This window comes from Stenotrophomonas maltophilia complex sp. Om-AH-Sm3 (assembly GCF_059337855.1).
In genome coordinates, this window is the sequence record NZ_JBYBLQ010000023.1 from 15,395 (window position 1) to 40,306 (window position 24,912).

Here is a 24,912-nt window from a genome sequence, read left to right on the forward strand (position 1 = left end):
TGACAACCGATTCTGAGAGGTGTTTTGCAATGGCGCACTCGGCAGTTGGGCACGACGATCACCATCACCACCAGAGTTTCTTCGAGCGTTGGTTCTTCTCGACCAACCACAAGGACATCGGCACGCTGTACCTGGGTTTCAGCTTCATCATGTTCATCATCGGCGCGGCGATGAGCGTGGTGATCCGCGCCGAGCTGGCGCAGCCGGGCCTGCAGTTCGTCAAGCCCGAGTTCTTCAACCAGATGACGACCGTGCATGCGCTGGTGATGATCTTCGGCGGCGTGATGCCGGCGTTTGTCGGGCTTGCCAACTGGATGATCCCGCTGCAGATCGGTGCGCCGGACATGGCGCTGCCGCGCATGAACAACTGGTCGTTCTGGCTGCTGCCGGTAGCCTTCAGCCTGCTGCTGCTGACGCTGTTCCTGCCCGGTGGTGCACCGGCCGGTGGCTGGACGCTGTATCCGCCGCTGTCGCTGCAGGGCGGCTACAACGTGGCCTTCAGCGTGTTCGCCATCCACGTGGCCGGCATCAGCTCGATCATGGGTGCGATCAACATCATCGCCACCGTGCTCAACATGCGCGCGCCGGGCATCGACCTGCTGAAGATGCCGATCTTCTGCTGGGCGTGGCTGATCACCGCCTTCCTGCTGATCGCGGTGATGCCGGTGCTGGCCGGTGCGGTGACCATGCTGCTGACCGACAAGTTCTTCGGCACCAGCTTCTTCAATGCCGCCGGTGGCGGTGACCCGGTGATGTACCAGCACATCTTCTGGTTCTTCGGCCATCCCGAGGTCTACATCATGATCCTGCCCGCCTTCGGCGTGGTCAGCGAGATCATCCCGACCTTCAGCCGCAAGCCGCTGTTCGGCTACCAGGCGATGGTGTACGCCACCGCCGCGATCGCGTTCCTGTCGTTCATCGTCTGGGCCCACCACATGTTCACCGTGGGCATGCCGCTGGGCGGCGAGATCTACTTCATGTTCGCCACCATGCTGATCTCGATCCCGACCGGGGTGAAGGTGTTCAACTGGGTCAGCACCATGTGGCGGGGCTCGCTGACGTTCGAGGCGCCGATGCTGTGGTCGGTGGCCTTCGTCATCCTGTTCACCATCGGTGGCTTCTCCGGCCTGATGCTGGCCATCGTGGCGGCCGACTTCCAGTACCACGACACCTACTTCGTGGTTGCGCATTTCCACTACGTGCTGGTGACCGGCGCGGTGTTCGCGCTGATTGCAGCGGTGTACTACTGGTGGCCGAAGTGGACGGGGCGGATGTACAGCGAGAAGTGGGCCAAGGTGCACTTCTGGTGGTCGATCGTGTTCGTCAACCTGCTGTTCTTCCCGCAGCACTTCCTCGGCCTGGCCGGCATGCCGCGCCGCATTCCGGACTACAGCGTAGCGTTTGCCGACTGGAACCTGATCAGCTCGATCGGTGCGTTCGGCATGTTCGTCACGCCGTTCATGATGGCCGCGATCCTGCTGTCGTCGCTGCGCAACGGCGAGAAGGCCGAAGCACGCAGCTGGGAAGGTGCACGCGGGCTGGAGTGGACGCTGCCATCGCCGGCACCGGCGCACACCTTCACCACGCCGCCGACCATCCGTCCGGGGGATCTGGCGCATGACGACATCACGCATTGAGGTGGGGCATGCATAACGAGAGCCCACTGCAGACCTGTAGAGCCGAGCCATGCTCGGCTGACGGCGTGCTGGCCAACGGTAGAGTCGACTGTCAGTCGACTCGCGAAGTGCAGCCGACTAGCAGTCGGCTCTACCAGAACCAAAGCCAGAGCGAAGCCCAACACCACGGCATCGAACAGCAACGCCAGCGTGCCCGGCGCACGGCGATGTGGGTCGGCGCCATCGCGGTGCTGGTCTACGTCGGCTTCATCCTCAGCGGGGTGATCGGCCGATGAGCGAGGCACCGGCCAGCACGCGGTCACCCAGTGCCGGGCTGCCGCGCCTGATCGGCGTGGCAGTGGCGGTGTTCCTGCTGACCTTCTCGCTGGTGCCGCTGTACCGCATTGCCTGCGAGAAGGTATTCGGCGTGCGCCTGGAACGCGGCCCGGGTGGTGAAGCCAGTACGGGTGCTGCAGCTGGCAAGCGCACCGTGCGGGTGGAGTTCGATGGCGGCGTCAATTCGCGCCTGCCGTGGTCGTTCCATCCCGAGCAGCTGACCATGGATGTGGTGCCCGGCGAACTCAACGAGGCGCTGTACTTCGCCCGCAACGACAGCCAGCAGGCGGTGGTCGGCAGTGCGGTGCCTTCGGTGGCGCCGGCGCGTGCCTCGGGCTTCTTCAGCAAGACCGAATGTTTCTGTTTCACCGCGCAGACGCTGCAGGCCGGCGAGAAGCGCGACATGCCGGTGCGTTTCATCGTCGATCCGGACCTGCCGCCGGAGATCAAGACGATCACCTTGTCCTACACCTTCTACCGCAACGACGCGCTGTCCGATCGGCTGGCCCCGGCCGCCACCTCGGACGGCGCGCACGCCGCACCCTGACCCGGATACCGACATGGCCCAGACACCGACCGACGCCAACGTGTACTTCGTCCCGGCCCAGAGCAAATGGCCCTTCGTGGGGTCCATCGCGATGATGGTGACCATGGTGGGCGTGGCCAGCTGGCTCAACGATGCCAGCTGGGGGCGCTGGACGTTCTACATCGGCATCGCGATGCTGGTGTTGACCCTGTTCTGGTGGTTCAGCGACGTGGTGCGCGAATCGCAGGCCGGCAGCTACAACCACCAGGTCGATGGCTCGTTCCGGATGGGGATGATCTGGTTCATCTTCTCCGAGGTGATGTTCTTCGGCGCCTTCTTCGGCGCGCTGTTCTACACCCGCAACCTGGGCCTGTCGTGGCTCAGTGGCGAAGGCCGCGGGGTGATGACCAACGAGCTGCTCTGGCAGGGCTACTCCGCCGGATGGCCGACCAATGGCCCGGCGGCGATCGGTGGTGCCTTCCAGACCATCCCGGCGTGGGGCCTGCCGCTGATCAATACGCTGATCCTGCTCACCTCAGGCGTGACCCTGACCATCGCCCATCACGCGTTGAAGGCCGGCAACCGCCGCCAGCTGCTGATCTGGCTGGGCCTGACCGTGGTGCTCGGCCTCGGTTTCCTGACCCTGCAGGCGGAGGAGTACATCCACGCCTACAAGGAGCTGAACCTGACGCTGGGCTCGGGCATCTACGGTTCGACGTTCTTCATGCTGACCGGCTTCCACGGTGCGCACGTGCTGCTGGGCACGATCATGTTGATCGTGATGTGGCTGCGTTCGGCCAAGGGACACTTCACCCGCGACAACCATTTCGGTTTTGAAGCGGCCGCGTGGTACTGGCACTTCGTCGACGTGGTGTGGCTGATGCTGTTCCTGTTCGTCTACGTGCTTTGACCACGCACGCATCGGTGGCCTCAGCCGCCGACGCCGTGCGGCTTGATCCAGCCCATGTAGATGCTCACGATCACCAGTACGATCAACGCCACCGACACCGCGATGCGACGTGTCAGTGCGTTGACCGTGCGCTTGGTCTGGCCGCGGTCGACCAGCAGGTAATACAGGCCGGCGCCCAGGTTCCAGACGATGACGATCAGAAACGCGATTACCAGCAGGGTCTTCAGCGAATCACTCATGCGCGGCTCGAGGGCAGGGTGGATGCGCCTATCTGACCGCGTTTGTGCGGACTTGTCATGATGCGCCAGCACACACGCGTGCTCGGATGGTTGCTGGCCGTGCTGGCGATGGCCGGTTTCACTGCATTGGGGCTGTGGCAGCTGCAGCGCATGCATGCCAAACAGTCAATGTTGGATGCGCAGGGGCCAGCGGTGGCACAGGCGCTGCCGCTGGCCCAGGCTCTGGCAGCCCCCGGTGCGTTGCACGGTGTGGCCGATCACGGTCGCTTCCTGCCTGGCGTGGTGCTGCTGGACAACCAGACCCGGCATGGCCGTGCCGGCGTAAAGATCTATCGCCCGTTCCGCAGTGACGAAGGCAGCGTGCTGCTGGTCGATCTTGGCTGGCGCGCGCTGCCGCCGGATCGCACGCTGCCGGACATACCGGCGCCGCCTTCGCCGGTGGTGGTGCGCGGGTTGCTGGCGCCACCGCCTTCGGCGGGGCTGGTACTGGGTCCGCCGTTCTCCGCCACCGGTGAGGCGGGGCGCTGGCTGGCCAGCCGCTTGCCGGCCGAGGGCCTCGCCGCAGCGCTGGGCCTGCCAACACTGCCCGAGCGGGTCCTGCGACTGGACCCGGCGCTGCCCTTCGGCGACGAGCGTGACATGGACCTGCTGCCAAATACGCTGCCACCGCAGCGACACCTGGGCTACGCCGTGCAGTGGTTCGGCCTGGCCCTGACCGTGCTGGTGGTGGCGCTGGTGCTGGAGCGGCGCAGGAGACGGCCCATCGCCGGGTAGTGCCGGCCGCTGGCCGGCACGCACTCGGATTCCTGGATGCCGGCCAGCGGCCGGCACTACCGGCATCGTTTACCCAACCATGAGAAAATGCCCCACATGAACACTGCTACGTCCCCGCAGGCGCGCGGCTCCGGCCGCCGGACCCTGGTGCTGCTGTTTGCCGTGTTCTTCGGGGCGATGGCGCTGGCCGCGGTATTGCGCTTCTCCGGCTGGCAGCCCACCGGCCACCGCAATGCGGGACAGCTGCTGAAGCCGCCGGTCGATCTGCGCCTGCAGACGCCGACCCTGGCCAGTGGCCAGCCCTATCCTTGGAACCCCGAGGCCCGCACCTGGCGCCTGCTGGTGGCACCGGCCGGTGCCTGCGACGCGCAGTGCGTCACTTTGTCGCAGGGACTGGGCAAGGTGTGGCAGCTGTTCGGCCATAACGCCGATAATGTCGAGATCCTGTGGCTGGGTACGCCACCGGCGTCGATCGCCTCGCTGCCCGCGCTGCGGCCGCTGGCTCCGTCGCCAGCCCTGCGCGCGGCGTTGCCGGGCGTCGATGATCCGGCGGGACTGCCGGTCTACGTGATCGATCCGAACGGCTTCGTGATCATGCGCCATGCCCCGGGTTCCGACCTGGGTGGCCTGCGCAAGGACATGGCCACGTTGCTGAAACTGAAGTGAGTCCCGTTTGATGAGCCTTTCCGCGCGTCCGGCGCTGCACCGCAATTTCCACCGCCTGGCGTGGTTCGCCATGATCATGACCGCGAGCACGATCATGTTCGGCGCGTTCGTACGCCTGTCCGATGCCGGCCTGAGCTGTCCGGACTGGCCGACCTGCTATGGCCAGGCCACCTGGCCGCAGCACGTGGAAGAGACCATCGGCCACCCGGCGGCGGAGATCCGCCCGCTGGAGACCCACAAGGCCTGGCGTGAGCAGGTGCACCGCTTCCTGGCCGGCGCGCTGGGCATCGAGATCCTGACCCTGGCCCTGCTGGCCACGCGCAAGCGCCGCTTTGGAACCACGGCAGTGGTGACCGCCTGCGTGCTGGTGGCCGCTGGCATACCGCTGTACATGATGGGCTGGCATGGCACCGCCAGCGCATTGGCTCTGGTCGGCGAGGCGATCCTGCTGATCGCCGCGCTGCGCTGGAGCAACATCGACCTGGCACGCGCTGCACTGCTGACCCTGGCGGTGGTGATCTTCCAGGCCCTGCTGGGCATGTGGACGGTGACCCTGCTGCTCAAGCCCATCGTGGTGATGGGCCATCTGCTGGGCGGCATGCTGATGTTCGCGCTGCTGGCCTGGATGGCCTGGCGTGCGACGCACATGCCGATCACTCTGGCCGAGGCACCGAAGCTGAAGTGGCTGCTGCGCATCGGCCTGGCGGTGCTGGTCACCCAGATCGCACTCGGCGGCTGGGTCAGTGCCAACTACGCGGCGCTGGCCTGCGGCGGCGGCAGTGCATCGCTGGACAACTTCCCGCGCTGTGCCAACCAGTGGTGGCCGCAGCACAACTTCGTCGAAGGCTTCACCCTGTGGCGTGGCATCGGCGTGGACTACGAAGGCGGCGTGCTGGATGGCGCCTCGCGTATCGCCATCCAGATGGCGCACCGCCTGTTCGCGGCGGTGGTGGCCATCTACCTGCTGTGGCTGGGCGTGCGCCTGTTCCGGTTGCCGAGCATGCGCGGCTGGGCCAGCGCGCTGATCGCGCTGCTGGTGCTGCAGGTCACCCTCGGCATCCTCAATGTGAAGCTGGCGCTGCCACTGGAAGTGGCCGTGGCCCACAACGGCGTGGCCGTTGCCCTGTTGTTCGTGCTGGTCAGCCTGCTGGCCCGCCTGCGCGCCCCGGACTGATTCCATGTTTTCCAACTACCGCCAGTACTGGGACCTGACCAAGCCCAAGGTCGTCGCCCTCATTGTCTTCACTGCCCTGGTCGGCATGGTCCTGGCTGTCCCGGGCGTGCCCAGCTGGGAGCAGGTGCGCGCCGGCCTGCTCGGCTTCCTCGGCATCTGGCTGGCCGCTTCGGCGGCCGCTGCGATCAACCAGTTGCTGGATGCGCACATCGATGCGCAGATGGCACGCACGTCGTGGCGCCCGCTGGTGGTCGGCAAGGTCAAGCCATGGCAGGTGCTGGTGTTCGCCGGCGTGCTGATCGTGCTGTCGATGACCATCCTGGTGCTGTGGGTGAACCTGATCACTGCGGTGCTGACCTTCGCCTCGCTGATCGGCTACGCGGTGATCTACACCGTGTACCTGAAGCGTGCGACCTCGCAGAACATCGTCATCGGTGGCCTGGCCGGCGCGATGCCGCCGATGCTGGGCTGGGCTGCGGTGACCGGCATGCAGGGCTCGTCGGACTGGGCATACTCGTCGCTGCTGGTGCTGATCATCTTCATCTGGACGCCACCGCATTTCTGGGCGCTGGCGATCTTCCGCCGCGAGGACTATGCCAAGGCGGAGATCCCGATGCTGCCGGTGACCCACGGCGTGGCGCACACCCGCAAGCAGATCATGGTGTATTCGGTGGTGCTGGCGCTGGTCTGCCTGTTGCCCTACCTGGTGGGCATGAGCGGTGCGTTCTACCTGGGCGGCGCGATCGTGCTCAATGCCGTGTTCCTCTGGTACGCCTGGCGCATGCTCGACCCACCGGATGAGCTGTTCTCGATGAAGATGTTCTATTACTCCATCGTGTACCTGATGGCGCTGTTCGCCTTCCTGCTGGTCGACCACTGGATCCTGCCCTGGTTGTGAAGCACCACCTGTAGAGCCGAGCCCATGCTCGGCTGAGGGGAGATTGGAAGAGCAGCCGAGCGTGGGCTCGGCTCTACACTTGATCTCTTCCAGCGGCGTCGCCATTGCTGTTCCTGACCGCAAAGGAAAGGAAGGCGCAGGGATGCATTCGATCTTCCGTTGGACCGCTGCGCTGCTGCTGGCGCTGGGTGTGGCCCTCACCGCGCATGCCGATGACACCGCCGCGCAGATCCGCCAGCATGCCGGTGAGCACCGCCTGCTGGTACTGGGCGAATTCCACGGCACCCGCGAGACCCCATTGCTGGTACGCCAGCTGGTGGACGACTACAGCCGCAACGGCCCGGTCCTGCTGGCGCTGGAACTGCCACGCGCCGAGAACCCTGTGCTGCGCGGCTATCTGGAATCCGATGGCGGGGCCACGGCGCGCCGGCACCTGCGCGGGCGCGCGTTCTGGACCGTGCGCGATGACCAGCATGATGGTCGCCGCAGCCGTGACATGCTGGCGATGATCGAAGGCCTGCGTGTGCTGAAGGCGCAGGGGCGCGTGATAGAAGTGGTTGGCTATGACGTCAATGCCAGCAGTGGCGGCAACCAGGCGCGCGATGACTTCATGGCAGCCGAGTTGCGACGGCTCTATCGAGGGTTGCCAGACAATGCACGCATGCTGGTGCTGACTGGCAATGTCCACGCCATGCTGCGGCGGCCGGAAGGTATGCCGCCGGAAATGCAGAGGCGGCCGATGGCCTCCCAGCTGCGGGACCTGGATATCTACAGCGTGCGGTTGGGTGCGCAACGTGGTCAGACGTGGGGATGCGCGGGCGGTTGCATGGCGCGGCCACTTCGAGAGCAGGTTGCCACGGGGCCGCGGGTCGCTGCAGGGGCGGAACGGCCGTACGACCTGTGGGTATGGATGCCGGAACTGAGCGTCGGGACGCTGGTGGATCCGTAGCGTCAGGCAACCATCCACGCATGGCGTGGATCTACTCCGGATCACAGGTGTCAGCCGGGCGCGGGCTCGGCTCTACAACAGATCCACGCCATGCGTGGATGTCCTCCCGTCGGGTCAGGGCGCGCGCTTCGCGTACCGCTGCGCGATCACGCCGCAGACGATGAGCTGGATCTGGTGGTAGATCATCACCGGCAGCACGATGGCGCCGAGGCTGCCGCCGGCGAACAGCACCTTGGCAATCGGCACGCCGGTGGCCAGGCTCTTCTTCGAGCCGCAGAACACGATGGCGATCTCGTCCTCGCGGTTGAAGCGCAGGCGGCGGGCGATGAAGGTGATCAGCGGCATGGCGATGCCGAGCAGCACGGCGGCCACGACCGCCACGGCCAGCAACGACAGCAGCGGCGTTTTGCTCCACAGGCCTTCAGTCACCGCTTCACCGAACGCTGAATACACCACCAGCAGGATCGTGCCCTGGTCGGTGTAACGCAGCAGCGCGCGCTGCTTTTCCACCCAACCGGCAATCCACGGCCGCAGCAGGTGGCCGGCCACGAACGGCACCAGCAGCTGCAGCATGATGCCGCCGATCGCATGCAGCGGGTCGTGCACGCCGCCGGAGGTGCCGGCCAGTGCGGTCAGCAGCAGCGGGGTCAGGAATACGCCGAGAATGCTCGACAACGAGGCACTGCACACCGCTGCGGGCACGTTGCCATGCGCCATCGAGGTGAACGCGATGGACGACTGCACGGTGGAGGGCAGGGTGCACAGGAACAGCACGCCCAGGTACAGCTCCGGGGTCAGCAGCCAGCCCGATAGCGGCTTGAACATCAGCCCGAGCAGCGGGAACAGGAGGAAGGTGCAGGCGAGGATGGTCAGGTGCAGCCGCCAGTGCAGCATGCCGCCAATGATCGACTCACGTGGCAGGCGCGCGCCATGCAGGAAGAACAGTGCAGCGATGGCGACGGTGGTGACATCGTCCAGGACGATGGCGGCGGCGCCCTTCATCGGCAGCAGGGAGGCCAGGCCGACGGTGCACAGCAGGGCGAGGGTGAAGTTGTCCGGTCGCAGGCGCGACCACCAGCGGGTCATGGTGGGCAGAGTCCTTGGTGCGGAGGGTTCAGGGCGAGGTGACCGGCGTGGCCAGGCGTTGGCGGGTGGCGGCTTCCAGCGAGGTCAGGCCAGCACGCTGGCCCAGCTGAAGGGCCTGTTCGGGGCTGGCATGTTCGTAGCGTGCGTTGACCAGGCCGAGCACGGCGCCGGCGCGGTTGCCGGACGCACAGTGCAGCAGCACCGGCCCCTGGCTCTGCCGCAGGGCCTGGTGCACGGCGCGCACGTTGGCGGCATCGAGCCCCTCGGCACCGGCCACCGGAATGCGCACGTAGCGCAGGCCCAATGATTCGGCAACGCGCGTTTCGTCGAAACCCCGGTCCTCGCCGGGCTGGCGCAGGTCGATCACGGTGCGCACGCCCTGCGCGGCAAGTTCGCGCAGTTGTGCGGCGGAGGGCTGGCCACCGGCATACAGGCCCGGGCGGACTTCATTGAGCGGGCCATCTGCGGCCAGGGCCGCCAGTGGCAGGCAGAGCGACAACAACAGCAGGCAGGTCAGGCGCAGCAGCATGGTCCTCTCCGTGAAAACGTTCTGCCGCTACAGGCGCAGCCCGGCGCGGGCCTTCAGCAGCTCGCGCAGTTCGTATTTGTCAGTATCATCCAGGCCCTGCTGGCGCTGCTTTGCCAACAACTCTTCCAGACGTTGCACCAGCAGCTGTTTCTCCAGCTGTGCCACCGCGTCGTGCAGTTCCTGGGTCCAGCTGGCCTCGGTGCCGGGCAGGGTCTGTGCCGCCAGGGTGTGCAGCGACGCCTGTTCCTCGCGGCCGTCGAAGTGTTCCAGCAGGGCGCCGGTGCTGATGTCCGGGCGCTGTTCGACCAGCCCCAGCAGTTCCAGCAGCAGCTCCACGCCCGGCAGTCGCAGGCCCTGGAAGTGATGCTTTCCGCCCAGGGTCAGCGCCAGCGACGGCTGCTGCAGCAGCACGGCGATCGCGCCGCGCACCAGGCTGCGCTTGGCCACCGGCTGGATCGTCCGCTGTGGCTGGCGTTGCGGCATCGGCGCGCGCGTGGCCTGGGCAGTGCCGCCCAGGCCGGTCAGCTGCGCCAGCTGCTGCTTCATCAGGTCGCCGAAGGCACCGTCGGGAATCTGCGCCAGCATCGGCTTTGCGCGTTCGGCCAGGCGTGCCTTGCCGTCCAGCGTGCCCAGGTTGATCTCGCGGGTCAGTTCATCGAAGAAAAACTGCGACAGCGGCGTGGCCTGCTTCAGGCGCTCGTTGAAGGCCTCGGCGCCTTCCTTGCGCACGATGCTGTCCGGGTCCTCGCCATCGGGCAGGAACAGGAAGAACGCCTGGCGGCCATCCTTCATGCGCGGCAGCACCGACTCCAGGGCCTTCCAGCCGGCGCGGCGGCCGGCGGCATCGCCGTCGAAGCAGAAGAACACGTCCGGCGCGTTGCGGAACAGCAGCTCGGCGTGGTCCGGCGTGGTCGCCGTGCCCAGCGTCGCCACCGCCTGGGTGACCCCGAACTGGAACAGCGAGACCACGTCCATGTAGCCTTCGACCACGATCAACCGCTCGATCTTCTGGTTGGCCTGGCGCACCTGCCACAGGCCGTACAGTTCGCGGCCCTTGTGGAACAGCGCGGTCTCGGGCGAGTTGAGGTACTTGGGGCCGTCGTCCTTCTCGAACACGCGGCCGCCGAAGGCGATCACCCGGCCACGACGGTCGAAGATCGGGAACATCACCCGGTCGCGGAACTTGTCGTAGACGTGGCCGCGATCGTTCTTGGAGAACAGGCCGGCGCGGTCGAGCAGCTTCATGCGGCGCTCGTCCTTGCCCAGCGCATCGCGCAGGCCGCTGTAGCCATCCGGTGCGTAGCCGATCTGGAAGCGCGCGCGGTTCGCTTCGTCCACGCCACGGCTTTCCAGATACGCGCGTGCCTTCTCGCTGCCTTCCAGATTCTTCTGGAAGAACCTGGTGGCGGCGTCCAGCGCCGAGTACAGCTCGCGGCTGTCGTCCTGCTGCTGGGGGCTGCGCGGATTCTCGTTGCGCGGCACTTCCATGCCGGCGCGCTTGGCCAGTTCATCCACCGCGTCGAGGAACTCGAGGCGGTCGTAGTTCATCAGGAAGCTGATCGCGGTGCCGTGCGCGCCGCAGCCGAAGCAGTGATAGAACTGCTTGGTGGGCGAGACCGTGAACGAGGCCGAGCGCTCGTCATGGAACGGGCAGCGTGCGGCGTATTCCTTGCCCTGGCGCTTCAACGGCACGCGGCTGCCCACCACCTCGACGATGTCGGTGCGGGCCAGCAGGTCGTCGATGAAAGCGTCGGGGATACGGGCCATGGGCAACAGGGCAGGGCGCGGTACAGGACCACGCGACGGAACCGGGGGCGGTTGCCCTAGTTTACCCCCTGTCGGGCACCTGGCTGGCGGTGGCCGGATCGATGCCGGCGGCGGCCAGGTGATGGCGCGCGCGCAGGCGCTCATCGATCACCGCGGTCATCAGCGCGCCAACGAAGAAGACCACGGTCGCGTAATAGATCCAGACCAGTGAGATCACCAGCGCGCCCATCGAGCCGTAGGCACTGCCGGGGGCCACGGTGGCGATGTAGACGCCGATGCCGTAGCGGCCCAGTGCGAACAGTGCCGAGGTGATGACGCCGCCGATGAAGGCCTGGCGCCATGCCACGCGGCGGTCGGGCAGGTAGTGGTACATGAAGGCGAACCCCACCGCGTACAGCAGCAGGCTGGTGACGTACCCCAGCGCGGGGAGGATCGAGGGCAGTTGCGCGAAGGCCACCTGCAGTACCGTGGTGGCCGTCATCGACAGGATCAGCAGGAAGCCCAGGGCCAGCACCACGCCGAACGAGAACACACGCTTGCGCAGCCAGGCCTTGATGCCCTCCAGGCGCTCGCCACTGGTGCGGAAGATCAGGTTGAGCGCGTTCTGCAGCTGCGCGAACACGGCGGTGGCGCCGACGAACAGCAGCAGCGTGCTCCACAGCCCCGCCAACGAGCCGACGTCGGGCTGGTTGTCGGCGTTCTTCAAGACGGTTTCGGCCACCGTAGCCGCGCTGCTGCCAGCCACCGAGCTGATCTGGTCGATCAGCGCCTGCTGTGCCGGCGGGTACAGCGAAGCGGTCAACCACAGCAGCAGCACCAGCAGCGGGGCCATCGACAGCAGGGCGTAGAAGGAAACGGAGGCGGCCTGGGTCAGCACGTCGACGTCGATGAAGCGCTTGGCCACCGCCATCGGAAAGCTGTCCTGCAGGCGCTTGAGGTACTTGTGCAGGGACACGGGAACGTTGGGCTCGGGTTCAACCATGGGTGTGGTTGTAGCAGGCGGCCAACGAAGGCGCGGTGAAGCGGGTGCATCAATGGGGTCAGAGCCCTTTCGCGTTGCGAAAGGGATCCGACTCCGGTACCGGATTACGCCAGCTGCTGCTTGACCAGCTTGGACACCAGGCCCATGTCGGCCTGGCCAGCGAGCTTGGGCTTCAGTGCGCCCATCAGCTTGCCCATGTCGGCCGGGCCGGAGGCGCCGGTCTCGGCGATGGCGGCCTGGATGGCGGCCACGATCTCGGCTTCGCCCATCTTGGCCGGCAGATAGGCTTCGATGACCACGATCTCGGCGCGCTCGATCTCGGCCAGGTCTTCGCGGTTGGCCGCTTCGTACTGGCTGACCGAGTCCTTGCGCTGCTTGACCATCTTGTCGAGCACGGCGATCACGGCGGTGTCATCCAGCTCGATGCGCTCGTCCACTTCGCGCTGCTTGATGGCGGCATTGATCAGGCGGATCACGCCCAGCTTGTGCTTCTCGCCCGCCTTCATGGCGGCCTTCATGTCTTCGGTGAGCTGCTGCTTCATGCTCATGAGGAACCTCGTGGTGGTAGGTGGGGCGGGGCGGATGCCCGAACCCGGAAACGCAAAAAGCCGGCGACGCTCGCGCGTGCCGGCTTCGGCTCCATCGCGACGGGCAGGCCCGCCGCAATGAAGATGCGTCCGATCAGTACAGGCGCTGACGCTTGGTGACGTCGCGCGACGAGCGGCGCAGCTGACGCTTCACAGCAGCGGCGGCCTTGCGCTTGCGCTCCTGGGTCGGCTTTTCGTAGAACTCGCGCTTGCGGGTTTCGGCCAGCACACCGGCCTTTTCGCAAGTGCGCTTGAAGCGGCGAAGAGCAAACTCGAAGGGCTCGTTCTCGCGGACTTTGACGCTGGGCATGGAATCTCCGGGACACAGTAGAACCGGGTCACGCCCGGCGAGCCGCACATTATAGCGGCGAATCGACAAACTGCAAGCGGCCAACCCTGAATACGGGCCGGCGGTTCGAAAGCAGTGAGATCTGCACGTCCCCCGAGGGGGCGGCAGGGGCGTCATAATAGCAGGCATGCGAGTCCTTGGCATCGAATCTTCCTGTGATGAGACCGGCGTGGCGGTGTATGACACCGACCTGGCCGGCAGCGCGGCCCTGCGCGCCCATGCGGTCTACAGCCAGATCGCCCTGCACGCCGAATACGGTGGCGTGGTGCCCGAACTGGCCAGCCGCGACCACGTCCGCAAGCTGCTGCCACTGGTACGCCAGACCCTGGCCGACGCCGGTCTGGGTGTAGGCGATATCGATGGCGTCGCCTATACGGCCGGTCCCGGTCTGGTCGGCGCGTTGCTGGTCGGCGCCGGCGTGGCCCGATCGCTGGCCTGGGCGCTGGAGGTACCGGCCGTCGGCGTACACCATATGGAAGGCCACCTGCTGGCTCCGCTGATGGAAGACGACCCGCCGGAAGCGCCGTTCGTGGCGCTGCTGGTGTCCGGTGGCCATACCCAGCTGGTGGCGGTGGACGCGATCGGCCAATACCGCCTGCTGGGCGAAACCCTGGACGATGCGGCTGGCGAGGCCTTCGACAAGACCGCCAAGCTGATGGGCCTGCCGTACCCGGGCGGCTCGCAGCTGGCCAGGCTGGCCGAGCAGGGCACGCCGGGCGCGTACCGCTTCGCGCGGCCGATGACCGACCGCCCGGGGCTGGATTTCAGCTTCTCCGGCCTGAAGACCCAGGTCCTGATGGCCTGGCGCGACAGCGACCAGAGCGAGCAGACCCGCGCCAACATTGCCCGGGGCTTTGAGGACGCGGTGGTCGAGACCCTGTCAATCAAGTGCGAGCGCGCGCTGGAAGCGGCCGGGACCAACGTGATCGTGGTTGCCGGCGGTGTAGGTGCCAACAAGCGCCTGCGCGCCCGCCTGCAGCAGATGGCCGAGCGCCTCGGCGGCCGCGCCTGCTTCCCGCGGCCTGCACTGTGCACCGACAACGGCGCGATGATCGCCTTCGCTGGCGCACTGCGGCTGCAGGCTGGCCAGCACAGCCCGCCGAAGGTGGATGTGACCCCGCGCTGGGACATGGCGACCCTGCCGGCGGTCTGAGCCGGTAGCGCCGGGCCACGCCCGGCGGACGCTTTACGGACGCCCGGCCAACGGCGACGCCGCCCATACCGTCGTCGCCCGCTCATGGCGCTGCAGCCAGCCCAGCGTGTGTGGGCAGCGGGCATGGATCAGCCGCCCGATCGCGGCCAGGTCGGCGCCGATGTCGCGCTCGAGGATGGGCTCGTGATGGGCGATGCGGTTGCGCAGGTGGCGGATGCGGTCGAGGTCGGCATGGATGGACCGACGAAGGACGGACAGCGGCACCGAGGGTGCGTGTGGCAGCGCCAGGCCCATGGTCCCGGCCCAGATCGAATGCTCGAACCGTCGAGCGAACAATTGCTGCCAGAAGCCGAATCGCAGTTTGGCGATGACCTCCGGTACATCCCGCGGAACTCCGGCGCTGCCGCGGACTTTGCATAGCGAGGCAAGGGCGCCTTCGGCAGGAAGGCTGCGCAGCAGCGCTGGATGCCAGGGCCAGCATCGACCATAACGATGCACCAGCGCCGTAGCGGCTGCATTGCGGATCACAACTTCACAGATGTGCAACGGTGGCAGGAGAGCAGCACACATCTGCATGTTCCAGGCATAGAGCGTGGCGGGATCGGATACGCAACGAGAAGCGATGCGCTCGTAGGTCGACCATCTCTGCCGGGATAGTGCTGCCTGCAGGATCCTGCTTTTCTTCATCAACTCACTCCCAGGGAACGTGGTTTCACGTTGACCCTGGGAACGAGGCAGGAACATCAGAAAACGGCATCATGATCGTCAGTGTTATTTCGTGGATCGGCTCGGTTTTTCGGCCGGTCGTCTGCCGTGACGCATTTGCCAATTGACTGGTCTGGGGTGCACTCCTAACCTTGCGGCGTGTGCTCCGGGACTCGCGGCTGGATTCCAGCTTCCCCTGGGGACGTTGAGAGGTACCAAAGGGCCCCGCTAGCAGGGCCCTTTGTCTTTTGAGACACCGGCACAGTCGTAATCGCCTCTTGATCAGCAGGCCTGACCTGCTTCAATTTCAAAGCCTGCGCCACCGGACCCGCGGCTGTTCAACAGCTCCCCCCGGGGACAAACGGTAGTACCAAAGGGCCCTGCTAGTGGGGCCCTTTGTCTTTTCTGGAGCCGCGTCCCTGCCGGCCGCCCACCGCCCGTTCCGGGCAGGCTCACCGCCGTGCCGTTACCATGGCCGCCTGTATTCGTGCCGGTAAGCGCAATGGACAAGGTTTTCATCGAAGGGCTGACGATCGACGCCCTGATCGGTATCTACGATTGGGAACGACGGATCCGCCAGGACCTGGTGTTCGACCTGGAAATGGGCTTCGACAACCGTCGCCCCGCGGCCACCGATGACATCGCCCACACCCTGAACTACAAGGCGGTGAGCAAGCGCCTGGAGCAGTTCGTGCGCGAGTCGGAGTTCGGCCTGGTCGAGACACTGGCCGAGCGCTGCGCGCAGATCGTGCTGGACGAATTCGACGTGAAGTGGCTGCGCCTGAAGCTGAGCAAGCCCGGCGCGGTGCGCGGCGCGCGCGCGGTGGGCGTGATCATCGAACGCTCGCGGGACTGACCCGGTAAATCCGGCCGCCGGCCGGAAACCCCGGTAGTGCCGGCCGCTGGCCGGCAACCTTGGCAACAACGAAACAGACAGGAGACAACTGATGGTGGATGCGGTGGTGGCGGTACAGTGGCTGGGACGGCTGCAGAACACACTGGAACCCTATCCCGGCGCCTACCTGGCGTTGATGATCTCGGCGCTGCTGATCGCCGCCGGCCTGGCCAACTGGGTGACCAAGCGCATCCTGCTGCGTGGCCTGCGGCGCCTGTTGCAGCGCCTGCCAGGTGCCGAGTCCGGCCGCGGCAGCCACTTGATGCGGGTGATTTCGCGCCTGTCCAACGTGGTGCCCAGCCAGGTGATCGCTTCGGGCATCACCCTCATCCCCGACCTGCCGCCCAGCCTGGTCAACGTCATCATCAAGCTGTGCATCGTGTGGGCCGTACTGACGGTGTCGATGGCGTTCTCGCATGCGCTGGACGCGGCCAACAGCCTGTACGAGCGCAAGCCCGATGCGCGCAACAAGCCGATCAAGGGCTACCTGCAGGTGGTCAAGATCGTGGTGTTCGTGGCCGCCGGCCTGTCCATCGTCGCCACCCTGCTTGGGGTGAAGCTGGGCCCGCTGGTGACCGGCCTTGGCGCCGCCACGGCGGTGCTGATGTTGATCTTCCAGGACACCATCCTGTCGCTGGTGGCCAGCGTGCAGATCAGTGGCGATGGCCGCGTGCGCATCGGCGACTGGATCGAGATGCCCAGCCAGAACGCCGACGGTGACGTCATCGACATCGCCCTGCACACCATCACCGTGCAGAACTTCGACAAGACCATCACCACCATCCCGACCAAGAAGCTGGTGACCGAGTCGTTCAAGAACTGGCGCGGCATGCAGGAGGCCGGTGGCCGCCGGATCAAGCGCGCGCTGTACCTGGACCAGCACAGCGTCGGCTTCCTGGACGAGGGCGACCTGGCCTTCCTCGGCGAATTCGCGCTGCTGCGCGACTACCTGCGTGAGAAGGAACAGGAGCTGGGGCAGTGGAACGGGCGCCTGCGCGAGCAGGGCGTGGCCGAGGTCAACAGCCGCCGCGTGACCAACCTGGGCACCTTCCGCGCCTACGTGGAGCGCTACCTGCGCAGCCACCCGGGCATCCATACCGACATGACCCTGCTGGTGCGGCAGCTGCAGCCCACCACCGAAGGCCTGCCGCTGGAGCTGTACTGCTTCACCCGCAGCACCGCCTGGAGCGAGTACGAGGCCGTGCAGTCGGACATCTTCGACCACCTGCTGGCGATTCTGCCGGCGTTCGGCTTGCGGGTGTTCCAGGCCTCCAGCGATGCCATGTTGATGGCCGGGCAGCGCCAGATGGCCGGCTCGGAGTAAGCTGCGGTGCTCCCGGTGGGACCATACGGGCCCCGCTGTTGGCTGAAACTGAACGAAGAAACCTCTCGCCAAATGGCTCGGGATCGCTAGAATGCCGGGCTTGTAAACGTTTTCATCAAGGACTGCCGGTGGCCTCCGATCGCATCGAATCCCTCATTGCCCAGATGACCGTCGAGGAAAAGGTCGGCCAGCTGGGTGTCTTCGCGGACATGGTCCGCCCGTTCGCCCCGGACGTGAACCCGGAAGCCAACGTGCGCAATGCCGACCAGGTGCTGCAGCAGGTGCGCGAGGGCAAGGTCGGCTCGCTGTTCAATGGCGTGGGCGCCGAGCTGGGCCGCCGCATCCAGCAGGTCGCCACCGAGGAGAGCCGCCTGGGCATCCCGGTGATCCTGGCCGCCGACGTCATCCACGGCATGCGTACCGTGTTCCCGATTCCGTTGGGCGAGGCCGCCAGCTTCGAGCCGGACCTGGCCGAGCGCACCGCGCGCGCCACCGCCATCGAAGCCACCGCTGCCGGCCTGCACTGGACCTATGCCCCGGCCGTGGACATCGCCCGCGACCAGCGCTGGGGCCGGGGTGCCGAAGGTGCCGGTGAGGACGTGGTGCTGGGTTGTGCGTTCGCCGCCGCCCGCGTGCGTGGCTTCCAGGGCAGCGACCTGCGCGCCGCCGATTCGCTGCTGGCCACGCCGAAGCACTTCGCCGCCTACGGCGCGGTGATGGCCGGCATGGAATACAACATGGTGGACATCTCGCCGCAGACCCTGCGCGATGTGCATCTGCCGCCGTTCAAGGCCGCCTTCGAGGCCGGCGCGATCACCGTGATGTCCTCGTTCAATGACATCAACGGCGTGCCGGCCAGTGCCAACGCTGAACTGCTGACCGACATCCTGCGCGGCGAATGGAAGTTCCCGGGCGTGGTGATCTCCGACTACACCGCCGACATGGAGCTGGTCGCCCACGGCTATGCCGCCGACGACCGCGATGCCACCGCCAAGGCGTTCACCGCCGGCCTGGACCTGAGCATGCAGAGCGGCTTCTACGCCGAGCACCTGCCGGGCCTGGTCGAGAGCGGCGAAGTGCCGATGGCGGTGCTGGATGAAGGCGTGCGCCGCATCCTGTGGCTGAAGGAAACCATCGGCCTGTTCGACGACCCGTACCGTTCGCTGGACCCGGCGCGCGAAGCGGATACCTCGCATATCGCTGCGCATGATGAACTGTCGCGCGATGCCGCGCGCCGTTCGATCGTGCTGCTGAACAACCGCGACAACGTGCTGCCGCTGCAGAAGACCGGGCAGAAGATCGCGCTGATCGGCCCGTTCGTGCAGGACCGCGAAAACATCGAAGGCTGCTGGACGCTGTTCGGCGACAAGCAGCGTTACGTCGACCTGGAAACCGGCGTGCGTGCCGCCATCGGCGACGAAGCGCTGCTGGAAATCGTGCCGGGCTGCGAACTGGAAGCGGCCATTCCGGGCGGTACCGAAGCGGCGGTGGCTGCCGCGCTGCGCGCCGATGTGGTGGTGCTGGCGCTGGGCGAACCGCAGCGTTACAGCGGTGAAGCGCAATCGCGCGTGGAGATCACCCTGCCGCCGGCACAGCAGGCACTGGCCGAGGCCGTGGCGATGACCGGCAAGCCGCTGGTGGTGCTGCTGCGCAATGGCCGCGCGCTGGCGTTGCAGGGCGCGGTGCGCAATGCGCAGGCCGTGGCGGTGACCTGGTACCTGGGTACGCAGACCGGCCACGCCGTGGCCGATGTGCTGTTCGGCGACTACAGCCCGTCCGGCCGCCTGCCGGTCAGCTTCCCGCAGGTGTCCGGCCAGCAGCCGTACTTCTACAACCACCCGCGCACCGGTCGACCGGAGCTGCCGACCATGTCGGAGTTCAAGGCCCGCTGGCGCGAGATTCCGAACGAGCCGCTGTACCCGTTCGGCCACGGCATCGGCTACACCACCTTCGCCTACGGCGTGCCGCAGCTGAGTGCTGTGCAGCTTGGCTGGGACGACACCCTGACCATCACCACCACGCTGACCAACAGCGGTGATGTGGCCGGGGAGGAAGTGGTGCAGCTGTACATCCACGACCGCGTGGCCAGCCGTGTGCGTCCGGTGCGCGAACTGAAGGACTTCCGCAAGGTGGCACTGCAGCCGGGCGAGTCGACCGACGTGGTGTTCACCCTGACCCGCGAGCAGTTGGCGTTCACCGGCCGCGATGGCGTGCTGCGTGCCGAGCCGGGCCAGTTCGACCTGTGGGTCTGCGCCTCGTCGGCCGCCGGCGAAGCCGTGCAGTTCGAACTGCTGAAGGCCTGATCAGAAAAAGGGGACGGAGGGGATCAAGTCGTTTGTGCCACTAACGACTTGATCCCCTCCGTCCCCTTTTTGTTGCCGTCACTGCGGCGGCGCTACCATCGGGCTTCCTGTTTCGATGGAGTGCGCGTATGCGCCGGATGGCCTACCTGATTCCCGCTCTGCTGCTGGCGGCCTGTTCGCAGCCTGAGCCGCCGGCGCAGCCTGCGGCGGATGCGCCGCCGCCGATGGAAGCGAACGCGGCAGCGACGCCTGCCGCTGAACCGGCGGCACCGGCTGCCGAACCTGCCGCCGCCGCACCGGCCGCACCGGCCGCGGAGGCGCCCGACGAGGACGCGCGTGCGCGCATCGAATCGCTGCTCGGCGATGCCGCGCAGTTCGAGAAGGTCTTCAACGCGTTCAAGACCGCCGTGGTCGGCGGTGATCGTGCCGCGGTGGTCGAGCAAGTGCGCTTCCCGTTGAACATCAGCGACGGAAAGAAGATCACTGGCCCCGGTGAGTTCCAGCGGAACTACGAGAAGATCATTACCCCGGCGGTGGTCAAGGCAGTGTCCGAGCAGGACTTCGGCAAGGTCTTCGTCAACCAGCAGGGCGTGATGATTGGCGATGGACAGGTGTGGTTGAACGGAACGTGCCTGGACAAGGCCTGCACGCAGACCGAGGTGAAGGTCATCACCATCCAGTGAACGCAGACGGCCCCGCACGCGGGGCCGTCGCGGAGAAACGTGCCGGCCAGAGGCCGGCGGCACCTCATGCCTTCGGCGTCAGCTTCAGCAGGCGCGCCTTGCTGCCGTCTTCCAGCAGCCACAGGGCGCCATCCGGGCCCTGTTCCACTTCGCGGATGCGCTCGCCCATGTTGAAGCGTTCGGCTTCGCGCGCGCTGTCGCCATCAAAGGCCACGCGCACCAGCGAGGTGGACGACAGGCCGCCGATGAAGCCGCTGCCCTTCCACTGCGGGAACAGGCTGCCGCTGTAGATCACGAAGCCGGCCGGCGAGATCACCGGCGTCCAGGTCACCTTCGGGGCGGCGAATTCCGGGCGGGTGTCGTGGTCGGGAATCGGACGGCCGTCGTAGTGGTCACCGTTGGAAACGATCGGGTAGCCGTAGTTGGCGCCACGCACGATCAGGTTCAACTCGTCGCCACCGGCGGGTCCCATCTCATGCGCCCACAGCTTGCCGTTGGCGTCGAAGGCCATGCCCAGGATGTTGCGATGGCCCAGCGACCACACCTGTGCGGCAACCCCGCCCTGTGAGGCGAACGGGTTGTCGGCGGGCAGGCTGCCATCGTCGTTGAGGCGGATGATCTTGCCGAGGTTGCCGCCCATGTCCTGGGCCGGATCGAACTTCTGGCGCTCGCTGGAACTGATCCACAGCTTGCCGTCCGGGCCGAACGCGAGGCGATGCCCGTAGTGGCCCTCACCGCTGACCTTGGGGCTCTGCCGCCAGATCACTTTCAGGTTCTTCAGCTGGCCACCCCCGTCGGCATCCAGTGCCAGCGTGGCCCGGGCCACCGCGGCACCGCGGGTGTCGAGCGTGCCTTCCTCGGCGTAGCTGACGTAAACAACATGATTCCGGGCGAAGTCCGGGTGCAGGATGATGTCGCCGAAGCCACCCTGGCCACCATAGGCGACCTTGGGAACGCCGGTGATTTCGTGCTTCTGCCCGTTGGCCGGGTTCAGGTGCTGCAGCGTGCCGCGCTTTTCGGTGACCAGCAGGCTGCCGTCGGGCAGGAAGGTCATCGCCCAGGGCTGGTCGAAGCGGCTGACTTCGGTGGCGGTGAACGGCCGCTGGTCGGTGGCGGTGGCTGCAGGCGCTGTGGCCTGGGCGGTACCCGAAGCCGGATCGGCGGCGTTGCAGGCGGAGGTGGCGAGGATCGGCACGAGGCCGAGGGCGAGCAGCAGGGGCGTACGGGTCATGGGTATCTCCAGGGCGGGGATGCGGATGGCCGGGCTGCCCCTTGTATACCACCGCAGCCGTTACCGTCGTGGCCCGAAGGTCCTGCGCCCCCCTGTGCGGCAGCGGCGGGATCGTCTAGGGTGGGCACGCCCGGGCAAAGCATGCCCGTCTGCCTGCCAAGGACCTGCAATGAATACTGCCATGCCTCACAAGCCCTCCACCGCCTTCATCGCCGCCTCGTGGGTGGCCCTGCTGCTGGGTGCGGCGGCGTACCTGATCGGCCTGTTCAATGCCACGATGGCGCTCAACGAGAAGGGCTACTACCTGACCCTGCTGCTGTTCGGCCTGTTCGCGGCGGTGTCGCTGCAGAAGAGCGTGCGCGACCGCGTCGAAGGCATTCCGGTCAGCGGCCTGTATTACGCGCTGTGCTGGTTCGCGTTGCTGTCGGCACTGATGCTGCTGCTGGTCGGCCTGTGGAACGCCATGCTGGCACCGAGCGAGAAGGGCTTCTACGGCATGGCGTATGCGCTGTCGTTGTTCGGTGCGGTGGCTGTGCAGAAGAACACCCGCGACCTGATCGCCGCCGGTGGTGGCGAGAGCAAGCGCAGCGCGATCGTTCCGCCGCTGCCGGAACAGGAGTGATCGATCCGGTGTAGAGCCGGGCCATGCTCGGCTCAGTCGAGCGTGGCTCGACGTTACAGACGTGGTGCGAGAGCCGAGCGTAGGCTCGGCTCTGCAGAAGCCTGGCGCTATCGTGCCAGCCGCGGATCCGCCAGTTGTGCGTCTTCCCAGCCACGACGCACCGCATTGCGTGCCTGCGTCCATTCCAGGCGGCTGTGGCCACGCTCGTTGGCCCAGCGCGATTCCAGCTCGGCTTCGACCTGCTCGTAGGCGCGGATCATGTCCTGCGCGCGCGCGGCGTGGCCGATCCGGTAGGCCGGCTCGTAGTCCTCGAAGAACAGCTGGTCGTCGTAGTACGGTTCGGCGGTGTAGCGTTCGCGCCAGTAGTTGCTGACCGCATCGCGCGGCGTGCTGTCGTCCGGTACGCGGCCGGGAATCTGGTACTCGGTCATGGAAGGCTCCGTTATGGACGAAGCCCGATCGTGCCTGCGTGGCGGTTAACCGCCCGGTCCGGCAGCGTGATCGCCAAGTCAATCCCCCCGGCGTGGCCCGGCCCCATCGATCACCCGGCGCTGGCATCCTTGCGCGGCAGCCTGTAGATCACCGCGCCGATCGCAAACGCCACCAGTGCAGCGGCGATGTTCTGCCAGCTGGCACTGGCGAACAGGGCCAGGCACAGCAGCAGCGCCAGCACCGGAATCAGCGGTCCACCGGGCAGCTTCAACGCGCCTGGGCGATCCGCGTAGCGCTTGGCCAGCACCAAGACGGCGGCAGCGGTGCCGATGTAGGCGAACAACCGCGTGGTCATCGACAGCAGGGCGAGCTGCACGAACGAACCGGACAGCGCCAGTCCGAGCGCGATCAGGCCCTGGCACAGGATCGACGCGGCCGGGGTGTGGAAGCGTGGATGCACCTGCGCCAGGATCTTCGGCCCGTAGCCATCGCGGGCCAGCGCGAACAGGAAACGCGGGCCCATCATCATCGTGTTGCTGTTGGTACCGAGGATGGAGATGGTCGCGCCGATGGTCAGGATCAGCGCCAGCGCCTCGCCGCCGAAACCGGCGGCGGCATCGGCCAGCGGCGTGGCCGAGCTGGCCAGGCCGGCCAGCGTACCCTGCGCCACCACCTGCACCGCGCCATAGATGACGGTGACGGTGATGATCATGGTGATCAGCGCGAACGGAATATCGCGGCGCGGATTGCGGTACTCGCCGGCGGCGGCCGGGATGTTCTCGAAGCCGGCGTAGGCGTACAGCAGCAGCAAGGCGGCCTCGCCCATCCGTTGCAGATCATGCGGGTCCGGGCGCTGGCCGGAGAAGGCCAGCTGTGGGTCGATATAGAACGCGCCGATGGCCACGAACAGCAGCAACGGCAGCATCTTGCCGATCACCAGCACCACGCCGGTGCGCGCGGCCGAGCGCACGCCGATGATGTTGACGCCGGTCAGGAAGCCCAGCGACACCACGATCACCGCGATGCGGCCCATGCCGACGCCGGCCCATGGCCAGAAGCGCGCGACCGCATCGGCCAGCGCGTTGCTGAGTGCGGCCGCCGAGCTGATGCGGGTCAGCCAGATCATCCAGCCGATCTCGAATCCGGCGAAGCGGCCGAAGGCCTCGCGTGCGTAGAGGTAGCTGCCACCGGGTTCATCGAAGTAGCTGGCGGCCTGCGCGTAGCACAGCACCAGCAGCGCGACGACGATGCCAGCGGCGACCACGCCCCACAGGCTGAAGGGGCCGAGCAGGGCGACGGTGGCGGCCGGCAGCAGGTAGATGCCGCTACCGATCACATCGTTGATCGACAGGCCGACGATCTGCCAGCGGCTGACCGCGCGCTGCAGCTGTGGTTCGTCCTGCGCGCTCAACGGGCGCCTCCGCTCAGCGCGGGCAGCTGCCACTGCACCTGCAGCCGCTGGTACTCGGTGCGCGGCAGCAGCACGAAGCGCGGCATATCCTGCGGCCGGAGCCAGTCCAGCAGCGCCTGCATGCGTGCTTGTGGCATGGCGGTACAGCCGGCGGTGGCCTCGCCGGGCGTGCGCCACAGATGGGCGAAGATGCAGCTGCCCTTGCCAGGCTGGTTGTCCGGGTTGTGGGCGATGACGAAGCCCTCCCGGTAGCGCACGTCGCCCTTGTTGTGCAGATCCAGCCGCATCGGCTCGGTGGAGCCCTTGACCGCTGCGCTGCCGACCTTCTTTTCATCAACGATGCGGTTATAGAACGGCGAGCTGGGCACGTCCATGCAGTAACTGCTGTCCAGCATCGGTTGGTAGGGCATCGCGGTGCCGGGGCGTGTGACCGCATAGCCGAACGCAGTGCCGAGCGCGAATATGCCGGCCGGGCTGCGGCCATCGCCTTCCTGCTTCTGCGGGCCATCGGCCTGTGCCGGATGCAGGCCCAGGCCCCAGGCGCTGCCGGTACGGCCCAGTGCCACCGGGAACGCCTGTCCATGCGCGTGCCAGCCCTTGCCGTCGCGCACATAGGCCTGCAGCTGCCCCTGGGTACTGTCCCAGCCATCGCTGGTGACCACGATCAGCTGGCGCGCGCCATCCAGCGGCGCCGCGTGAACGGACACCGTCGCAGCAAGCAGCAGCGCAGCGGTAGCAAGGCGAACCAGCGATTTCATCAACAGG

27 protein-coding genes are annotated in these 24,912 nt (G+C 66.8%); 15 read left to right on the forward strand and 12 right to left on the reverse strand.

Annotation, left to right across the window (positions count from 1 at the left end; all coding sequences use genetic code 11):
- The first annotated feature begins 29 nt into the window (after positions 1–29).
- From ctaD to AC10QF_RS18875, 4 genes are read left to right on the forward strand one after another with little or no spacing between them, the layout of a single operon-like run.
- Positions 30–1,637, forward strand: a complete 1,608-nt coding sequence (ctaD, locus tag AC10QF_RS18860; RefSeq protein WP_005407790.1) for a cytochrome c oxidase subunit I — start codon at positions 30–32, stop codon at positions 1,635–1,637.
- Between the two features lie 8 nt (positions 1,638–1,645).
- Positions 1,646–1,912 (forward strand): hypothetical protein, encoded by a 267-nt coding sequence (locus AC10QF_RS18865; RefSeq protein WP_111177578.1) that lies wholly within the window; start codon positions 1,646–1,648, stop codon positions 1,910–1,912.
- Positions 1,909–2,499 (forward strand): cytochrome c oxidase assembly protein, encoded by a 591-nt coding sequence (locus AC10QF_RS18870; RefSeq protein WP_053498717.1) that lies wholly within the window; start codon positions 1,909–1,911, stop codon positions 2,497–2,499. The genes AC10QF_RS18865 and AC10QF_RS18870 overlap by 4 nt, the downstream gene beginning before the upstream one ends.
- A 13-nt stretch (positions 2,500–2,512) precedes the next feature.
- Positions 2,513–3,388 (forward strand): cytochrome c oxidase subunit 3, encoded by an 876-nt coding sequence (locus AC10QF_RS18875; RefSeq protein WP_119706025.1) that lies wholly within the window; start codon positions 2,513–2,515, stop codon positions 3,386–3,388.
- 20 nt (positions 3,389–3,408) lie between these two features.
- On the opposite strand, the gene AC10QF_RS18880 is transcribed toward AC10QF_RS18875, so the two are convergent.
- Entirely contained in the window at positions 3,409–3,627 is a 219-nt protein-coding gene (locus AC10QF_RS18880) for a twin transmembrane helix small protein (protein WP_049416782.1), read from the reverse strand.
- A 57-nt stretch (positions 3,628–3,684) separates the two neighbouring features.
- On the opposite strand from AC10QF_RS18880, the gene AC10QF_RS18885 reads away from it, so the two are divergent.
- From AC10QF_RS18885 to AC10QF_RS18905, 5 genes are all read left to right on the forward strand, one after another.
- The gene (locus tag AC10QF_RS18885; protein ID WP_065179435.1) at positions 3,685–4,401 is read left to right on the forward strand and encodes an SURF1 family protein; all 717 of its coding nucleotides are present in this window, start codon (positions 3,685–3,687) and stop codon (positions 4,399–4,401) included.
- Between the two features lie 96 nt (positions 4,402–4,497).
- Positions 4,498–5,067 carry a redox-active disulfide-containing membrane protein gene (locus AC10QF_RS18890; RefSeq protein ID WP_494542678.1) on the forward strand — a complete coding sequence of 190 codons (570 nt, stop codon included), beginning with the start codon at positions 4,498–4,500 and terminating at the stop codon, positions 5,065–5,067.
- 10 nt (positions 5,068–5,077) lie between these two features.
- Positions 5,078–6,241: a COX15/CtaA family protein gene (locus AC10QF_RS18895; RefSeq protein ID WP_065179434.1), complete on the forward strand. Its 1,164-nt coding sequence runs from the start codon at positions 5,078–5,080 to the stop codon at positions 6,239–6,241.
- Positions 6,242–6,245: 4 nt separating this feature from the next.
- The gene (gene cyoE / locus AC10QF_RS18900) at positions 6,246–7,139 is read left to right on the forward strand and encodes a heme o synthase (RefSeq protein ID WP_053498710.1); all 894 of its coding nucleotides are present in this window, start codon (positions 6,246–6,248) and stop codon (positions 7,137–7,139) included.
- A gap of 142 nt (positions 7,140–7,281) precedes the next feature.
- Positions 7,282–8,088 (forward strand): calcium-binding protein, encoded by an 807-nt coding sequence (locus AC10QF_RS18905; protein ID WP_111098418.1) that lies wholly within the window; start codon positions 7,282–7,284, stop codon positions 8,086–8,088.
- A 114-nt stretch (positions 8,089–8,202) separates the two neighbouring features.
- On the opposite strand, the gene AC10QF_RS18910 is transcribed toward AC10QF_RS18905, so the two are convergent.
- From AC10QF_RS18910 to rpsU, 6 genes are all read right to left on the reverse strand, one after another.
- Positions 8,203–9,174, reverse strand: coding sequence for a bile acid:sodium symporter family protein (locus AC10QF_RS18910; RefSeq protein ID WP_065179432.1), 972 nt, complete (start codon positions 9,172–9,174; stop codon positions 8,203–8,205).
- Between the two features lie 28 nt (positions 9,175–9,202).
- Complete coding sequence (locus tag AC10QF_RS18915; RefSeq protein WP_005415010.1) at positions 9,203–9,703, reverse strand: protein tyrosine phosphatase family protein; 501 nt, start codon at positions 9,701–9,703, stop codon at positions 9,203–9,205.
- Positions 9,704–9,730: 27 nt separating this feature from the next.
- Positions 9,731–11,470 (reverse strand): DNA primase, encoded by a 1,740-nt coding sequence (dnaG, locus tag AC10QF_RS18920; protein ID WP_111177586.1) that lies wholly within the window; start codon positions 11,468–11,470, stop codon positions 9,731–9,733.
- 61 nt (positions 11,471–11,531) lie between these two features.
- Entirely contained in the window at positions 11,532–12,452 is a 921-nt protein-coding gene (locus AC10QF_RS18925; RefSeq protein WP_005415012.1) for a YihY/virulence factor BrkB family protein, read from the reverse strand.
- A 104-nt stretch (positions 12,453–12,556) separates the two neighbouring features.
- The gene (locus AC10QF_RS18930; protein WP_005415013.1) at positions 12,557–13,000 is read right to left on the reverse strand and encodes a GatB/YqeY domain-containing protein; all 444 of its coding nucleotides are present in this window, start codon (positions 12,998–13,000) and stop codon (positions 12,557–12,559) included.
- A gap of 133 nt (positions 13,001–13,133) precedes the next feature.
- Positions 13,134–13,349, reverse strand: coding sequence for a 30S ribosomal protein S21 (gene rpsU / locus AC10QF_RS18935; RefSeq protein WP_002808376.1), 216 nt, complete (start codon positions 13,347–13,349; stop codon positions 13,134–13,136).
- Between the two features lie 166 nt (positions 13,350–13,515).
- On the opposite strand from rpsU, the gene tsaD reads away from it, so the two are divergent.
- Positions 13,516–14,541, forward strand: coding sequence for a tRNA (adenosine(37)-N6)-threonylcarbamoyltransferase complex transferase subunit TsaD (gene tsaD / locus AC10QF_RS18940; RefSeq protein WP_494542679.1), 1,026 nt, complete (start codon positions 13,516–13,518; stop codon positions 14,539–14,541).
- A 33-nt stretch (positions 14,542–14,574) separates the two neighbouring features.
- Here the strand turns inward: tsaD and AC10QF_RS18945 are convergent, their stop codons facing one another.
- Entirely contained in the window at positions 14,575–15,228 is a 654-nt protein-coding gene (locus AC10QF_RS18945; RefSeq protein WP_494542680.1) for a hypothetical protein, read from the reverse strand.
- 520 nt (positions 15,229–15,748) lie between these two features.
- On the opposite strand from AC10QF_RS18945, the gene folB reads away from it, so the two are divergent.
- The 4 genes from folB to AC10QF_RS18965 all read left to right on the forward strand — a co-directional run bounded on the left by folB (position 15,749) and on the right by AC10QF_RS18965 (position 20,451).
- On the forward strand, positions 15,749–16,102 hold the full coding sequence (folB, locus tag AC10QF_RS18950; RefSeq protein WP_005415016.1) for a dihydroneopterin aldolase: 354 nt from the start codon (positions 15,749–15,751) through the stop codon (positions 16,100–16,102).
- Between the two features lie 91 nt (positions 16,103–16,193).
- Positions 16,194–17,465 carry a mechanosensitive ion channel family protein gene (locus AC10QF_RS18955; RefSeq protein WP_494542681.1) on the forward strand — a complete coding sequence of 424 codons (1,272 nt, stop codon included), beginning with the start codon at positions 16,194–16,196 and terminating at the stop codon, positions 17,463–17,465.
- 128 nt (positions 17,466–17,593) lie between these two features.
- A complete protein-coding gene (locus AC10QF_RS18960; RefSeq protein WP_053498698.1) occupies positions 17,594–19,768 on the forward strand; it encodes a glycoside hydrolase family 3 N-terminal domain-containing protein in 2,175 nt (724 codons plus the stop codon).
- 128 nt (positions 19,769–19,896) lie between these two features.
- Positions 19,897–20,451 (forward strand): hypothetical protein, encoded by a 555-nt coding sequence (locus AC10QF_RS18965; RefSeq protein ID WP_494542682.1) that lies wholly within the window; start codon positions 19,897–19,899, stop codon positions 20,449–20,451.
- A gap of 64 nt (positions 20,452–20,515) precedes the next feature.
- On the opposite strand, the gene AC10QF_RS18970 is transcribed toward AC10QF_RS18965, so the two are convergent.
- On the reverse strand, positions 20,516–21,682 hold the full coding sequence (locus AC10QF_RS18970; protein WP_494542683.1) for a PQQ-dependent sugar dehydrogenase: 1,167 nt from the start codon (positions 21,680–21,682) through the stop codon (positions 20,516–20,518).
- Positions 21,683–21,851: 169 nt separating this feature from the next.
- On the opposite strand from AC10QF_RS18970, the gene yiaA reads away from it, so the two are divergent.
- A complete protein-coding gene (yiaA, locus tag AC10QF_RS18975) occupies positions 21,852–22,304 on the forward strand; it encodes an inner membrane protein YiaA (protein ID WP_346601763.1) in 453 nt (150 codons plus the stop codon).
- Positions 22,305–22,411: 107 nt separating this feature from the next.
- On the opposite strand, the gene AC10QF_RS18980 is transcribed toward yiaA, so the two are convergent.
- From AC10QF_RS18980 to AC10QF_RS18990, 3 genes are all read right to left on the reverse strand, one after another.
- Positions 22,412–22,735, reverse strand: a complete 324-nt coding sequence (locus AC10QF_RS18980; RefSeq protein ID WP_049411344.1) for a hypothetical protein — start codon at positions 22,733–22,735, stop codon at positions 22,412–22,414.
- Positions 22,736–22,845: 110 nt separating this feature from the next.
- Positions 22,846–24,147 (reverse strand): APC family permease, encoded by a 1,302-nt coding sequence (locus tag AC10QF_RS18985; RefSeq protein WP_099495491.1) that lies wholly within the window; start codon positions 24,145–24,147, stop codon positions 22,846–22,848.
- On the reverse strand, positions 24,144–24,905 hold the full coding sequence (locus AC10QF_RS18990; RefSeq protein ID WP_478483843.1) for a L,D-transpeptidase family protein: 762 nt from the start codon (positions 24,903–24,905) through the stop codon (positions 24,144–24,146). The genes AC10QF_RS18985 and AC10QF_RS18990 overlap by 4 nt, the downstream gene beginning before the upstream one ends.
- Between the last annotated feature and the right edge of the window lie 7 nt (positions 24,906–24,912).